Origin of the sequence: Paenibacillus sp. HGF5, assembly GCF_000204455.1 — a bacterium.
Taxonomy (GTDB): domain Bacteria; phylum Bacillota; class Bacilli; order Paenibacillales; family Paenibacillaceae; genus Paenibacillus_AQ; species Paenibacillus_AQ lautus_A.
In genome coordinates, this window is the sequence record NZ_AEXS01000102.1 from 1 (window position 1) to 15161 (window position 15161).

The 15161-nt window shown below is 53.4% G+C and carries 12 protein-coding genes and 2 pseudogenes; 4 read left to right on the forward strand and 10 right to left on the reverse strand.

Going from position 1 to position 15161, the window contains the following annotated elements:
• The 4 genes and pseudogenes from HMPREF9412_RS33340 to HMPREF9412_RS16300 all read right to left on the reverse strand — a co-directional run.
• A pseudogene (locus HMPREF9412_RS33340) lies at nucleotides 1-142 on the reverse strand (iron-containing alcohol dehydrogenase); the annotation flags it as partial.
• Nucleotides 143-320: 178 nt separating this feature from the next.
• Nucleotides 321-1910, reverse strand: coding sequence for a UDP-glucose--hexose-1-phosphate uridylyltransferase (locus HMPREF9412_RS16290; RefSeq protein WP_009592769.1), 1590 nt, complete (start codon nucleotides 1908-1910; stop codon nucleotides 321-323).
• Between the two features lie 19 nt (nucleotides 1911-1929).
• Nucleotides 1930-2919, reverse strand: a complete 990-nt coding sequence (gene galE / locus HMPREF9412_RS16295; RefSeq protein ID WP_009592759.1) for a UDP-glucose 4-epimerase GalE — start codon at nucleotides 2917-2919, stop codon at nucleotides 1930-1932.
• A gap of 1 nt (nucleotide 2920) precedes the next feature.
• Nucleotides 2921-4099 carry a galactokinase gene (locus HMPREF9412_RS16300; RefSeq protein WP_009592765.1) on the reverse strand — a complete coding sequence of 393 codons (1179 nt, stop codon included), beginning with the start codon at nucleotides 4097-4099 and terminating at the stop codon, nucleotides 2921-2923.
• A gap of 187 nt (nucleotides 4100-4286) precedes the next feature.
• On the opposite strand from HMPREF9412_RS16300, the gene HMPREF9412_RS16305 reads away from it, so the two are divergent.
• Nucleotides 4287-5150, forward strand: a complete 864-nt coding sequence (locus tag HMPREF9412_RS16305) for an AraC family transcriptional regulator (RefSeq protein WP_009592745.1) — start codon at nucleotides 4287-4289, stop codon at nucleotides 5148-5150.
• Between the two features lie 116 nt (nucleotides 5151-5266).
• Here HMPREF9412_RS16305 and mgrA read toward each other — a convergent pair whose 3' ends face one another.
• The 3 genes from mgrA to HMPREF9412_RS16320 all read right to left on the reverse strand — a co-directional run bounded on the left by mgrA (nucleotide 5267) and on the right by HMPREF9412_RS16320 (nucleotide 7965).
• Nucleotides 5267-6283, reverse strand: coding sequence for an L-glyceraldehyde 3-phosphate reductase (gene mgrA, locus HMPREF9412_RS16310; protein WP_009592780.1), 1017 nt, complete (start codon nucleotides 6281-6283; stop codon nucleotides 5267-5269).
• Between the two features lie 124 nt (nucleotides 6284-6407).
• Nucleotides 6408-7160, reverse strand: coding sequence for an NAD-dependent protein deacylase (locus HMPREF9412_RS16315; RefSeq protein ID WP_009592798.1), 753 nt, complete (start codon nucleotides 7158-7160; stop codon nucleotides 6408-6410).
• Nucleotides 7161-7197: 37 nt separating this feature from the next.
• Nucleotides 7198-7965, reverse strand: a complete 768-nt coding sequence (locus HMPREF9412_RS16320) for an HAD family hydrolase (protein ID WP_009592760.1) — start codon at nucleotides 7963-7965, stop codon at nucleotides 7198-7200.
• 212 nt (nucleotides 7966-8177) lie between these two features.
• On the opposite strand from HMPREF9412_RS16320, the pseudogene HMPREF9412_RS16325 reads away from it, so the two are divergent.
• Together HMPREF9412_RS16325 and ilvD are read left to right on the forward strand one after the other, a co-directional pair.
• Nucleotides 8178-8417, forward strand: a pseudogene (locus HMPREF9412_RS16325) (KGG domain-containing protein); the annotation flags it as partial.
• 237 nt (nucleotides 8418-8654) lie between these two features.
• Nucleotides 8655-10343, forward strand: coding sequence for a dihydroxy-acid dehydratase (gene ilvD / locus HMPREF9412_RS16330; RefSeq protein ID WP_009592740.1), 1689 nt, complete (start codon nucleotides 8655-8657; stop codon nucleotides 10341-10343).
• A 131-nt stretch (nucleotides 10344-10474) separates the two neighbouring features.
• Here the strand turns inward: ilvD and HMPREF9412_RS16335 are convergent, their stop codons facing one another.
• Nucleotides 10475-11863, reverse strand: coding sequence for a polysaccharide deacetylase family protein (locus HMPREF9412_RS16335; protein ID WP_009592788.1), 1389 nt, complete (start codon nucleotides 11861-11863; stop codon nucleotides 10475-10477).
• Nucleotides 11864-12005: 142 nt separating this feature from the next.
• Between HMPREF9412_RS16335 and HMPREF9412_RS16340 the strand changes: the two genes are divergently transcribed.
• Nucleotides 12006-13169, forward strand: coding sequence for an AI-2E family transporter (locus tag HMPREF9412_RS16340; protein ID WP_015734070.1), 1164 nt, complete (start codon nucleotides 12006-12008; stop codon nucleotides 13167-13169).
• On the opposite strand, the gene HMPREF9412_RS16345 is transcribed toward HMPREF9412_RS16340, so the two are convergent.
• Nucleotides 13118-14908 carry a peptidoglycan D,D-transpeptidase FtsI family protein gene (locus HMPREF9412_RS16345; RefSeq protein ID WP_009592766.1) on the reverse strand — a complete coding sequence of 597 codons (1791 nt, stop codon included), beginning with the start codon at nucleotides 14906-14908 and terminating at the stop codon, nucleotides 13118-13120. The genes HMPREF9412_RS16340 and HMPREF9412_RS16345 overlap by 52 nt on opposite strands.
• Before the next feature lie 57 nt (nucleotides 14909-14965).
• Nucleotides 14966-15151, reverse strand: a complete 186-nt coding sequence (locus tag HMPREF9412_RS16350; RefSeq protein WP_009592749.1) for a hypothetical protein — start codon at nucleotides 15149-15151, stop codon at nucleotides 14966-14968.
• Nucleotides 15152-15161: the final 10 nt, after the last annotated feature.

Genomic DNA, 15161 nt, shown 5'->3' on the forward strand with positions numbered 1-15161 from the left:
AAAGGCCGCTGCGCTTGATGCTGCCGCCGCCGTACACCAGCAAAACATTCCGGCCGTATTTGGCCACTTCACCGCTTAAAGCACTCAGCTTGCCCTTGCCAAAAATCAACTGAGTCGGATTATGAAAGACAAAAGGTCTCATGTCACATTACCTCCATCACATCTGGTTTGCATCTAATTCATTCATGCGTGCTTTTTCATTCTATACCATTCCCATTATGCAAAACAAACAGCCGTCCTTCTTTCGGAATGATCGGCTGTTTGAATGATGATCCTGGTTATCGTTAGCTTCAATACATCATATTTCCATCCAAGAATATTTATCTGCTGTCAGGGACGTATCCCATATGGCTCAGGAAGCGCTGAAATGCCTGCTGCCCTTCCGCCGTCTGTTTGTATACCCCGGCATGCTCCAAAATCGTCGTGAATTTGCTGCCGACCTCCCGGCGTACCAGCTGGGTGGCCCCGGCTTTATCGGATGCGGCTATACCCCGGCCCCGCAGCTCCTCGATCCAGTCGCCGTGGACGGCGAGCGGATGGTCAGCAGCCTGGCTGTCCGCATACAGTGCCTCGTTCCCCGCCAGAATCTCGGCGATCTGATCCAGCTCTTCCTTGAGCCTACCCGGCAGGATCGCCAGCCCCATCACTTCGATCAAGCCGATGTTTTCCTTCTTGATGTGGAACATCTCCCGATGAGGATGAAAGATCCCTTCCGGATGCTGCTCGTTGGTGCGATTGTTCCGCAGAACCAGATCCATCTCATAGATGCCCTCATCATTACGGCGGGCAATCGGAGTCACCGTATTATGGCGGACCCGTTCGCCGTCCGCTTCGCTAAAGGCCTCAATGTCTGCCGAAGGGTCGCTGTAGGTTTTCCAGCCCTCGTAAATGCCGTTCGCGCATTCAAGCAGCGAATCCCGATCGCTTGAGGATAGCCGGATCACCGACATCGGCCATTTCACGATGGCAACGGATACCCCCGGATAATCCCCGTGCGTAAACCCGGCCACCTTCGGTGCTTTCTGGATCGGGAAGGTATGCCGTCCCCCCTGGAAATGATCATGTGTGAGAATGGAGCCCCCGACAATCGGAAGATCCGCGTTCGATCCGAGAAAATAATGCGGGTAAGCATCAACAAAACTCAAGAGGCGGGCAAGCGTCGCCTTGGTCAGCTTCATCGGCACGTGATCGTGGTGGAATACGATGCAGTGCTCGTTATAGTAAACATACGGCGAGTATTGGAAGAACCATGGCTCACCGTTCAACTCCAGCGGGATAATGCGCAGGTTTTGCCGCGCCGGGTGATTGACCCTGCCTGCATAACCCACGTTCTCCCGGCATAGCTGGCATTTCGGATAAATCGGCGGAGGCAGCAGTTTGGCCATGGCGATTTCCTTCGGACTCTTCTCCGGCTTGGATAGATTGATGGTAATTTCAATATCGCCATACGCGCTGGCATGCCGCCAGTATTCGTTTTTGGCTACGCGATCCATCCGAATATAGTTGGAGTCGATGCACAGGTTGTAAAATTGCCGGGTAGCCTCGATGATCCCCTGCTCCTGCTCTACCGTCCGGAACCGAGCGGTTACTTCCGAAGGTCTTGCCATGAGGCGGCCCATGATTTTGGCGTCCAGCAAATCCCGGTACGTATCGGTATTCTCCGGGATCATGCCATGCGCCGCACCGTAATCGATCAGGATGTCGAGCATAGCCTGGGGCCCATCCGGCATCAGGTCGTTCACTTCGTCGCCGTAAGGCTCGCTGAACCCGAAATCCTCCAGCAGCAGGTTGCGGCTGTAATCCGCATCCGCTGCCTGGATCAGGCCTTTATGAAGCGCGAATCGCACCAGCATTTCAATGGCATGCAGAACCTGCTTGGATTCGGGAGTACTTGATGTTGCAGCATTCATGTTCATCGTCCCCCTTGGATTAATTGTCGCCGTAACCGTCCGGACGGCTGCTGTGCCACTTCCATGCGCTCTCGATAATCTCCTCCAGCGTCGTTCTGGACGGCGTCCATCCGAGAACCGTGCGCGCTTTGTCCGAAGACGCCACCAATACCGCAGGGTCACCCGCACGGCGGGCTTCCATGACAACCGGAATGTCGGCACCCGTCACCCGCTTCGATGTCTCGATCACTTCCTTGACCGAGAACCCGAGTCCGTTGCCGAGATTGAACACATTGCTGGACTCGCCGCGACGAAGGTATTCAACCGCGCGCAGATGCGCATTCGCCAGATCGCTGACGTGAATGTAATCGCGGACGCACGTGCCATCGGGAGTTGCGTAATCGTCGCCAAACACCGAAATGCTGGCGCGCTGCTTCAAAGCGGTTTGCAGAACGAGCGGAATCAAGTGGCTCTCCGGCCGGTGATCCTCGCCGATCTTGCCGCTGGCATGCGAGCCGGCCGCGTTGAAGTAACGAAGGGAGACATACTTCACCCCGAGCACGGTATCGAACCAGGACATCATCCGTTCCATCATCAGCTTGGTTTCCCCGTACACGTTCGTCGGCTGGGTCCGGTCCGTTTCCTCGATCGGCACCTTCTCGGGCTCACCGTAGGTCGCGGCCGTTGAAGAGAAGACGATCTTTCGAACGCCCGCCTCATTCATCGCTTCCAGCAGGCACAGCGTGCCGTACACGTTGTTATCGTAATATTTCACCGGATCCTTCATGCTCTCGCCGACCAGAGAATTCGCGGCAAAATGGATAACGGCATCAATATCGTTTTCCGAGAACAGCTGCTTCAGCAGCGCCTTGTCGCGCAGATCGCCGACATACAGTTTTCCGCCCAGCAGCGCTTCGCGATGCCCCGTCTCCAGGCTGTCGATGACAACAACGTCTTCCCCTTGCTCCAGCAGCTCCGCCACGGTATGTGAACCGATATAACCTGCTCCGCCAGTCACTAAAATAGCCATATTATTCGCCCTCCTTTACTTCATGCACGCCTTGACCTACGCCGCATACGTAGAAGTCCGCCTTCAGTCCCGTTCTGGCCTCATACTGCTGTCCCACTTCCGCGATGAAACGTTCCACCGCGTCCTCGTGCACGAGGGATACCGTGCAGCCGCCAAAGCCGGCTCCCGTCATTCTGGAACCGAGCGTACCCGGAATCCGCTGGGCTTCTTCCACCAGAGCATCCAACTCGTCGCCCGTGACTTCGTACAGATAACGCAAAGAGTCATGGGACTGATTCATGTACTGTCCGAAAACTTCCAGATTCCCCTCTTTCAAAGCCTTCACGGAATCAAGCACGCGCTGGTTCTCCTCAACGACATGCTGGGCGCGTCTTCTGACGGTCTCATCCCGGATGCTGTCCCGCAAGGTCGCGAATTGATCCGGATTCAGCTGGGCGAGATACGATAACGCCGGAAGCTCCTTTTGCAAAATTTCCAAAGCGCGGTCGCATTCGCTGCGGCGTTCATTATATTTGGAATCGACGAGTCCGCGCCGTTTGTTGGTATTCGAAATCACGATTTTGTATGCTCCGGTCCGGAAAGGCACCAGCTCATACTCCAGCGTATCGCACATTAACAGAATGGCATGATCCTGCTTGCCGTTGGCTACGGCGAATTGATCCATGATGCCGGAGTTGACGCCGACGAACAGGTTCTCCACCCGCTGCGAAAGCTTGGCGATCTCCACCGTATCCGTCTCCTTGCCCTCCATCTTCAAGAAGGCGTAAGCCGTGACCACTTCGATGGACGCCGAGGACGAGAGGCCTGCCCCGTTCGGGATATCCCCGTGGTACAGCAGGTCATAGCCGCTGCTGAGCCCGCAGCCGATTTTATTCAGCTCGGTAATGACGCCGACCGGGTAATCCGTCCATTGATCGATTTTGTAGCCATAATCCTCGTCCAGACTGATCGTTAATTCATAGGGGATATTGGTGGATGAAAAGCTCACCTTGTTATCGTCACGAGGCCGGATAATCAAGGTTGTGCCAAACTCCAGTGCTGCCGGAAGCACATAGCCCCCGTTGTAATCCAAATGCTCTCCGATCAGGTTCACGCGCCCCGGCGCATTAAATATGCGAACCTTATGCTGGCTCTCACCGTGCTTGTCCATAAATCTTTCCATAAGCTGTTGCGTCGTCACTGCCTATCACTCCATCCTGTACATATGGTAGTTTTACTGTCTTCAGTATAATGGAAATCTCGTTTACCGATAATGAAATCTTGTGTGTTACATATGGATTTATGTGACTTATGGAGGTACAATAAATTCATGATCACGAAATCCCTGTAGTTCCTCTTTTTCCCAAACTCATTGTAAAGGAAAATGAATGATGAAACCAACCTATTCTGTTGCTTCCAACCCAGCACAGCAAGGCGGCGGCTGGCTCCACGTGCGATTCGCCGGCGAGAGCCAGACCCTTCCGGAGCATGCGTTGGGGCCGAAAATATTCGATCATTACCTCTTGCACATCATCGAATCGGGCCATGGCGTATTTCGGACCGAAACCGACAGATACCAGCTCGGGCCCGGCGATTGCTTCCTGATCCATCCCGGCCAGATTGTCAGCTATGTATCCGATGCGAGCCAGCCGTGGCGTTACCGCTGGGTCGCCTTTGACGGAGAACACGCCGATGAAGAGATATCCCGTTTGGGGCTCACGCCCGAAAAGCCTGTCCTCCACCTCGTGGAGAACAACCCCATTCCCGGCTATGTATCCCTCATCCAGGGCCATTTTCAATCCAGGGAAGAAAGCTCTCACATGGCCGCCATCGGTTACCTGCATTTAATCTGGGCCGAGATCATGAATCAGAGCGATCGGCCGTCCCGATTGACGCTGTCAGAACCCCAGGTTCAGCGCACGGTGAAGCAGATGATCAATTACATGGCTTCCCAATACGCCCATCCCGTCTCGATCGAACAGATGTGTACGAGCCTGGGTTACAACCGCGCATACCTGTCACGGATCTTCAAGCAGGAAACGGGTATGACTCCGATCACGTATCTGCTTAAATTAAGAATCGACCAATCCAAACGGCTGCTGCGCGAACGTCCCGATTTGTCCATCGAGCAGGTTTCCGCATCGGTCGGACTGACCGATCCGCTCTATTTCTCGCGCCAATTCAAGCGGCTCGTCGGCCGATCCCCGTCGCGGTACCGCAAGGACATCATCTCTTCATCCGCGCTTACTTAAAGAGTGCGCCCAAGCCATCCCTTAGCAAAAAAAGGAGCGCCCTTCAGGTCGGTTATCATCCTAAAGGCGCTCCCTTTTTTTGTATCTATTTCAATGCCACCATGTTTCGTCAGTATCTATCCTTCCGAAGGAGATGCATTCTCCGTTTTGAGAATCGCTTCGATCCGATCCAGCTCTTCCTTCGAGAACTCCAGATTGTTCAAAGCTGCCACGTTGTCTTCTATCTGGCTTACTTTGCTTGCTCCGATCAGGGCAGACGTCACCCGGCCGCCGCGCAGAACCCAGGCGAGCGCGAATTGAGCCAGACTCTGGTTCCGGGCTTGGGCGATTTGGTTCAAGGCTCTGATCTTGCGCAGCACCTCAGGCGTGATATTGCTTTCGTTCAGGAACACGGATGCGCTTGCGGCACGGGAATCGACAGGCACGCCGTTCAAATATTTGTTCGTCAAAAGCCCTTGGGCAAGCGGCGTGAAGGCGATGCTTCCGACCCCGTTCTCTTCCAGGACGTCAAGCAAACCGTTCTCCACCCAGCGGTCCAGCATGGAGTAGCTCGGTTGATGGATGAGCAGCGGGGTACCCAGGCTTTTCAGGATCGATATCGCTTCCCGGGTCTTCTCCGGCGAATAGTTGGAGACTCCGACATACAGCGCCTTGCCTGAACGAACGAGATGATCCAGCGCTGCCATGGTTTCCTCGAGCGGCGTTTCCGGATCCATCCGATGATGATAGAAAATATCCACATAGTCCAGGCCCATTCGCTTCAAGCTCTGGTCGAGGCTTGATACCAGATATTTACGCGATCCGAAATCGCCGTAAGGACCGGGCCACATATAATAGCCGGCTTTGGACGAAACGACGATTTCGTCACGATATGCCTTAAGGTCTCTGGAAAGCACTTTACCGAAAGTCTCCTCGGCAGAGCCTGCAGGAGGTCCGTAATTGTTCGCCAGATCGAAGTGGGTGATGCCCAGATCGAAGGAGCGCGTAATCATGTTCCGCCCGTTCTCGTACGTGTCGACGCCACCGAAATTATGCCATAATCCAAGGGAGATCGCGGGAAGTTTCAGCCCGGACCGCCCCACGCGGTTATACTTCATTCCTTCATAGCGGTCTTCGCTAGCCACATAGGTCACTTGCAATCCCTGCCTCTCTGAGTGAATAGGTCCATTGCTAAATTCCATCTTATCGCGTTTGGTCTTCCTTTGACAAGAAAACGATTACAGGGGCAGGTGCCGCAATACGCCGCCTTTTGTCCCCTCACGTGCTGATCAGTTTATCCACCTGCGTCATGACTTGACCGATCCGATCCGCAATCAGGAGGCCTGCCCGGTGATCGTATGGGGTTGGATCTGCATTCAGCAATGCTACCTTGCTTCCATGAAAATAGGATATCAAACTCGCAGCGGGGTGTACCGTCAGGGAAGTCCCGCCAATAATCAACAAATCGGCCGTCGATATCTCCTGGATCGAGCGCATGATGACGTTCTGGTCCAATTCCTCTTCATACAGCACGACGTCCGGCCGAACCAGCCCCCCGCAATCCTTGCAGCGCGGGACGATTTCCTTAATGTCCAGAATATCCTGAAGGCTGTAGAATCGGGAGCAATCCATGCAATAATTGCGGTGCACGGAACCGTGAAGCTCCAGCACCTCGGAACATCCCGCCGACTGATGCAGACCATCGATATTCTGCGTGATGACCGCCTTTAGCTTCCCATCATGCTCGAGTCTCGACAATAGGCGGTGACAGCCGTTCGGCTGCGCAAACGGGTGCAGCATCTTGCTCCGGTAAAAGTCGTAAAACACTTCCGGATGCTGCATAAAAAAAGTATGGCTGAGCATGACCTCCGGCGGATACGGAGACTGGTGCTCGCTCTGGTACAGTCCGGCTGCCGAACGGAAGTCCGGAATTCCGCTCTCGGTGGAGGTACCGGCTCCCCCGAAAAAAACAATGTAGTCGCTCGCTTCGATCCATGTTGCCAACTGCTCGATTTTTTCCCTGTTCTCCACTCTTATACACCTCCGTACAGCCCTTAAAATAACACGTCTACCTGTGCACGTCTAATTCATTATAATCGGATATGACAACATCGGCATCTGTCAGATGCGCCGGCTCCCCTTCCTCCGTCATTAAACCTACGGCCAGCGCAGCGCCTGCTTGCTTTGCCATCTGCATATCCGCGTTGCTGTCGCCGATGACGACCGCTTCCTCCGGTTTGATCCCGAGCCGGCGGCAGGCCGCCTCGGTCATTTCGGGGTGCGGCTTGCCATTTCGAACCTGATCTCTTCCCATGATAACCGTAAAATACGAGCGAAGCCCCATCCATTCCAACTGCTCCATGGCACCTGAGGTTTGATCCGAAGTCACCACTGCCATCTTCACGGAGGCCATGCTGCATTTTTTCAGGAAATGTTCCAGTCCGGGCATCGGGAATGCCGGCTTTCGCTGGCGGACTTCGTACATGGCATTTTTCGTAATCTGATGGACCTGCACAATCGCCTCGTTCCATGGCATCCCGGCTGCGTACAATTGCCATGCCAGAAGCCCGTTCGTCTCCTCCACGGTACCCATGGCGAGCGGACCCCGCAGATCATACCCCGATACGCGTCCGCCGGCATCGTGCTTGGTCCCCAGCACCTGCTCTTTCGGCAGTGTAAAGCCGGATCCCATCAGCTCCAGCCGTTCCTCCATGAACTCGAGCACATAATCGGCCCATCCTCCCCACAGCGCCATGAAATGAAGCAGCGTACCGTCTTTATCAAACAAGATCCCTTGGCAGGGAACGGTTCGTCCTTTCAGTTGAACAAACGGCAACGGTTCAAAACCTCCCTATCCTATTCTTGATCATACTCTTATTAAACCATGAAATAAACTCTGATTTAAGCGTTATTAGCGCATGGGATCAAGAAATCGCTCCGACTTGAAAATTTACCAATCTTTAGTCGAATGTTTTGATTCATGACAAATGGACCGTGGTAAGTAACATATACGCATAGCAAATACGACGGTAAAGGAGTGATTTGTTCATGGCAACCAACAGCAACCGAAAGATGACCCGCGAAGAAGCCGGACGTCTTGGCGGCGAAGCCACCGCCAAAAAACACAGCCGCGAATTCTACCAGGAAATCGGCAAAAAAGGCGGCAAAGCGACGTCCAAAAACCATAGCCGCGAGTTTTACCAGGAAATCGGTCAAAAGGGCGGCGAAGCGACCTCGCGGAATCATAATCGCGAATTCTATCAGGAAATTGGCCGCAAAGGCGGCAAGAAATAGCATACCCAATCCGTAGGAAGCCTGTTCCCGACCAAGGGGGACAGGCTTTTTCTTGGCCGCCACGACAGCCTTCCTTCCATCGCTTCCTATTAATATCATGTAGAAAAACCTGCCTTTTTGTGATAGACTCATTTAAAACCTATTCGCTGTTTACAGGTACCCGGCTGCTTTGCCGGAAGACCGCGCTAAAGCGTAACAATTTTATAATAGATCTGGGGGGAAATCGACATCATGACAACCAAAAAAATGCGTTCAGACATGATCAAGAAAGGCTTTGACCGCGCGCCGCACCGCAGCTTGCTGCGTGCAGCAGGCGTTAAGGAAGAGGATTTCGGCAAACCGTTCATCGCCGTGTGCAACTCTTACATCGATATCGTTCCGGGTCACGTGCATCTTCAGGAATTCGGCAAGATCGTGAAGGATGCGATCCGTGAAGCCGGCGGCGTTCCGTTCGAGTTCAACACCATTGGCGTGGATGACGGAATTGCCATGGGACATATCGGCATGCGCTACTCGCTGCCAAGCCGCGAGATCATTGCGGATTCCCTGGAAACCGTTGTATCCGCCCACTGGTTCGACGGCATGGTGTGTATCCCGAACTGCGACAAAATTACGCCAGGCATGCTGATGGGCGCCCTGCGCGTTAACATCCCGACGGTGTTTGTCAGCGGCGGACCGATGAAGGCCGGCGTGGACAGCAAAGGCCGCAAATTGTCCCTGACTTCCGTATTCGAAGGCGTCGGCGCTCACCAGGTCGGCAAAATCAATGACGATGAGCTCCTGGAATTGGAACAATACGGATGTCCAACCTGCGGATCCTGCTCCGGCATGTTCACCGCCAACTCCATGAACTGCCTCGCCGAAGCGCTGGGTCTGGCTCTGCCGGGCAACGGCACCATTCTTGCCATCGCCGAAGAGCGCAGAGAATTTGTTAAACAATCGGCCAAACAATTGATGGAGCTTGTCAAAATGGACCTGAAGCCGCGTGACATCGTAACCGTGGAAGCGATCGACAACGCGTTTGCGCTCGATATGGCGATGGGCGGCTCCACCAACACGGTGCTTCATACATTGGCGCTTGCCCATGAAGCCGGCCTTGATTACCCGCTGGAGCGGATCAACGAAGTCGCTGACCGCGTTCCTCACATCTCCAAGCTGGCTCCGGCTTCGGATTACTTCATCGAGGATGTGCATTTGGCAGGCGGTGTGAGCGCGGTTCTGCACGAGCTCCTGAAGAAGCCGGGTGCATTGCACGGAGATTGCATTACCGTAACCGGCAAAACGCTGGCCGAGAACGTAGAGGGCTGCGAAATCCAGGATGAGAACGTCATCCATCCGATCGATTCCCCGTATTCCGAGCGCGGCGGACTCGCGGTACTGTACGGTAATCTGGCTCCTGAAGGTTCCATCATCAAAGTCGGTGCGGTCGATCCGTCGGTTGGCGGATACCATAAAGGACCTGCTATCTGCTTTGACTCCCAGGACGAGGCGCTTAGCGGCATTGCCAACGGCAAGGTCAAGGAAGGCCATGTGGTTGTCATTCGATATGAAGGGCCGAAGGGCGGACCGGGCATGCCGGAAATGCTGGCGCCGACCTCGCAGATTGCAGGCATGGGTCTTGGAGCCAAAGTCGGTCTGATCACGGACGGACGCTTCTCCGGCGCTTCCCGCGGCATCAGCATCGGACACATCTCGCCGGAAGCGGCTGAAGGCGGACCTATCGCTTTCGTTGAAGACGGAGATATCATCGAGCTGGACCTGAATAAACGGACGATTCAATTGCTGGACGTTTCCGAAGAGGAAATGGCTGTACGCCGCAGCAAATGGGTTGAGTTCGAACCTAAAGTGAAAACCGGTTACCTTGCCCGCTACTCGAAGCTTGTGACCAACGCCAGCTCTGGCGGCGTATTGAAAATCTAATCCTAAATAAAGCAAAGGGGTTATCCCGCGCAGGCATTAGCAAAAGCCTGCGGGGATAACCCCTTTTTTAATAACCAAAACCATCTAAGAGATAATCCATGCATAATGGCGGAAAGCATCGTTTCGATAAACTACATGCCTTGCGAGACACTGGCAACCGCCAGATCACCCGCGTGCTCCTGTTGAACTTCCTGCTGTTCCTCCGATGGAGGCAAAACCTGCGTTTTCTTTTCCGCATAGCGTCCGATCAGAACATCCACCGGCATGATGAGCATTCTCGGCTCCATCATCTGGGTGCCCTCCTTCAGGCGGGCCTGACCTTTCGGGTGAATGACGCTGAGCAGCAGTTTCAGATACAATCTGGACGAACTTGCGAACAGCCCCCGAGGCAAATCCATCACATGGAATCCAAATTGCTCGGGGCCCCGCGAAATCATGGTTACGGCATACAAACCTTTGATATCCTTAAACTCGGGCCGGTCCAGCACCATGTTCGCCAGAGAAGGCAAATCCTTCTGCACGGCACGAATCATTTTGATGGCAAGCTGCACTTCCGAGCGGGAGCGGCTGCCGATCTCGAACAATTTTTTGTTGTCAAAGTGGAGCTCGAGCACCTGGTCACCCTTCTCAAGTCGGCTGCCGTCTTCCATCACGACCGTTTTGCCGGTGAAGGCACGCTTTCGGAAATGCAGCATCGGATCCTCCGGATTAACCGTTTCGAGCGCGAACACCGCATGAAATGCTTTTTCCCACAAGAGCCACAACGAGACGATCAACCGCTTGAGAGGAGACAGCTTCTTCGCTTTCGCTTTCGCTTTGCTTTCCTTAGCCATCATGTCGTCGATTCGGATGCTTCTCATTCCCTTCTGCTCTGCGACTTTCAGTACGCGTTCCAAGGCAATCAGCATTTGCTCCGGCGCATCGGGGTTCGCTCCCATCGTCGTACCGCAGTCATGGAGGAGCATAACCTCGCCGCCGTTCAGCTTGGCCAGCATACGCTGAGTCAGCTTGTCAGCGCCGATCTTGCTTCGCCAATCATTAAACATCGAGGACCATAAGATGATGCGGCAGCCGGTATTCTTGGCAAAATCGAATAAATTCACGATTCCCCAAGGCGGTCTGTAATATCGCGAGCGCTCGCCGGTTATGGCGTAGATGATATCGTCCGTGCGCTTGACTTGCTTGCGGACGGTCACGGGTCGCATTAACCAATTGCTCTTGTGAACATAGTTGTGAATCCCGATCAGATGACCCTCGCTATGAATGCGTTTGACGACTTCCGGATGCTTCTCGGCATGGGAACCGACCAGAAAAAAAGTCGCTTTCATATTATACCGCTTCAATAGATCCAGCAGTCTTGGCGTATAGAACGGATCAGGACCATCATCAAAGGTTAAGGCGAAGTCTTCCAAGCCTGTTCCCCTGCGAAATACTCGAAAACCGAATATCCGGGTCAGGATGCCGGGAATGAATGCATAAAAAGATGAAAGGTAAAACAACCATAGCAGTAACGTTTGCATGCTAACTCCCCGCTTTTTATTTCTTTTTCTAATGAAGACACTATTATTATTTTATCATAGCACTTAAAGAAATAGGCTTTTTTTTCGCAAATCGTGTACAATGATATCTATCAATAAAGTATAAAGGAGCCGATATCCCACTATGCTTCCCTTGTATAAAAAATATTGGAGAACAGCCTTCGATATAGGTTTAATCGTGCTTACGGTTTACTTGATCATGCTCATATTCAGTAAGCTTTACCAGATTGCGGCTCCGGTGTTTTTATCTTTCCTCGTTTTCCTGATTATTGAGCCTTTCTCCAAATTCCTGCACCGCAGGGGGCTTCCGAAGCCTTTCGCCGCCGCGATATCCGTTCTGCTCTTCCTGCTCGTCATCCTTGGCATCCTGTTTGGAGCCGGAGCGCTCATCGTATCGCAATTCATGAATCTGCAGGATAATTTGCCGGCTTACACCCAAACGATCCAGAAACATTTCTCGGAAACCCTGATGTTCCTGCAGACGAAGCTCGACGCGCTGCCGCCGGATCTGACGGACCGCCTGAACGGTTACTTCCAAGACATTACCACCTTTGCCCAGGGCGCTGCAGAGTCGTTCTTCCGTTACATCGTTGGATTTATGGGGTCGTTCTCCTCGTTCATCGCGAATTTCGGGGTTGCGATTATCCTCGCCTTCTTCCTGAGCACGGAAATCGGCAGCTGGCGGAGAATCGCCAAGGACAAGACGCCGAAGACGCTCAAGACGGCTTTCGTTTTCCTGAAGGACAATGTATTCAAGGCAATCGGCTCTTATATTAAAGCCCAGATGAAGCTGGTCAGCATCACCTTTGTCATTGTATACATAGGACTCTTGATATTAGGTACGGGCAATTCCCTGTCCGTTGCGCTTATCTGCGCCGTATTCGATGTATTGCCGCTGCTCGGGGTTCCCGTTATTCTTATTCCGTGGATCACCTATTTGTTCATTGTAGGCAACACCGGGCTTGCGATCGGCTTGATCGTTCTGCTTGCCGTGGTGGTCATTTCCAGACAGCTGCTCGAGCCTAAAATTACGGGAAACTCGATCGGCGTATCCTCCGCCTTTCTGATGCTGTCCTTTATGATGATCTCCCTGTCGATATTTGGGGTTGCCGGTTTGATTCTGGCTCCCATCCTGCTGATTCTCATCAAAGAATTGCTTGCGCAGGGATATCTGAAGCAGTGGATTCATCTGCCGAGCGAAGAATTCGATGTGTCCCCTTGGGATATGTCCCGCTCTTACGCGGAGCCGGAGCCCGCTTCAACCGAGGCCAAGAAATCGGAGACCTGACCGAATATTTCGGTTGCCTGATTGCTGCTGTTCGTGCTCCGATTCTCCACCAATACTGCCACCGCATAACGTGGCTTCTCCACCGGGCCGTACCCGACAAACCACTGGTTGTTTCGGGCGCGGCCCTTTACTTTGACCTGAGCGGTTCCCGATTTGCCTGCAAGGGTCCATTTCCGATGACTCAAAGAGCTTCCTGTTCCCTCTTGAACGACATCCTCCATCCATTCGAGCAGGATCGAAGAGGTTTCCCGGGAAATACCGTTTCCTGATGGGCGTTCGTACAGCGGTTTCGTTTCCTGAAGCAATTGGCCGTTCGCGTACCGAATCTGCTTCACAATACGCGGCTTGGTCTTCACCCCGCCATGAAGCAGCGTCACCATCGCATTAGCGGCTTGGAGCGGGGATACGGCAGCGTCCCGTTGGCCTATGCCTGTCTGCACTCTCACGCCTGCATCGGAGGCATCTGCGGAGCCGGAAAAGACCGTCCCCTTCTCTTCATGATCCAACGGTGCAAATGAGCGAATCCCTAAAAACTGCTGTGATTGCCAGCCTACGCTTTGCCCAAAGCCCAGCGCGGATGCCGCTGAGGTTATTTGCTGTGGGGTTAATCTTTCCGCAAGCGTGGCAAATACGACGTTGCAGGATTCCGCAAAGCCCTCGCGCAGATCAATCGTTCCATGCCCGCCCTTTTTCCAGCAGGACAATCCGAACTTGCCGAATTCCCCATCGCAATGAAAATGTTCGTTTGGCGAGCTGAGACCATTCTCCAAAATGGCCGCTGCCGTTACAAGCTTGAACACGGAGCCTGGCGTGGCCGCTTTCAATCCGCGATTCTCCCACTGACCGTCTTTCGGATGTATCTGCTCCGGATTGTAAAACGGTCTGGATACCATCGCCACGATATCGGCATTGCGTGCATCCAGCACGACAACGGCTCCTTCTTTCATGTCCGCTTTATCCGTGATGGCCTCGATCCCCCGCTGAATATCGATATCTATCGTTGTGGATACCCGTAACGGATAGTACCGATTGTCCGGCGCCTTCACCATCGGCTTCATATCCTGAATTACATCATTCGTGCTGTTTACCGGAAAATAGACGATCGTAGGTCCTTCACCCCGGATCAGCGAATCCATCGTCTTCTCCAGGCCGCTGGTTCCCGAAATCTCCGGATAATCCTGAAAGAACAGGCTTTCCTTACGCTGGCCGGATACAAAACCAAGCCACTGCATGCCCGATTGGCGGTTACCGTACCGCTGCTCATAAGGAAGAACCTTGAGTTTGGGGAGCTCAAGCTCGCGAATCTGCTCGATCTGCTCCTTGGACAAGGAACGTGGAATGCGGGAATCCGCTCCATGCCATAGCTGCGGCTCCTTTAGCTTGCCCCAGATTTGCAGCAACTGATTCGTGTCCGTTCCCAGGATGCGGGCCAGCTTGGCAACCTGATGATGGGCGCCCCTCAGCTCCTTCTCGCCGGCCGGAAACAATACGGCGGTCCAGATCAAATTGCCTGTGAGCGGTTTTCCGTTGCGATCCGTAAAATGTCCGCGGCCCGAATCCAGCACGATACCCCGTTCCCGCTGGATAAGCGATGCCTCAACCATTGTATGCCGGCTTCCGGGGACCCGTTGATGCTTCATCACGAGCTGCACCCAGGCAAGGCGCATCGTCAAAATGGCAATCAATACCGTCAAAATCAGCCATCCGTATGTAATTCGCTTATTGCGGATTAGCCTCATGGTTCCGCTCCTCCAATTGAGTCTTTGTTTCCTTATTATTTCCATATGGAACCTGACTCAATCATGTTCGCTTCTCTCTGCACCATCATCCGGTTTCTCCGGCTGCTTCCAGGGCGGATCCCCATATTTGTGCAGATACCGGTTTGTTTGGAATAAGGTCAACGGTACGATGATGAGCAGCAGTATACCAATCACGACAAGCGGATTTAACAAAATATCGTAGCGAAAATCCATGATTTCCATCAACCTGCCT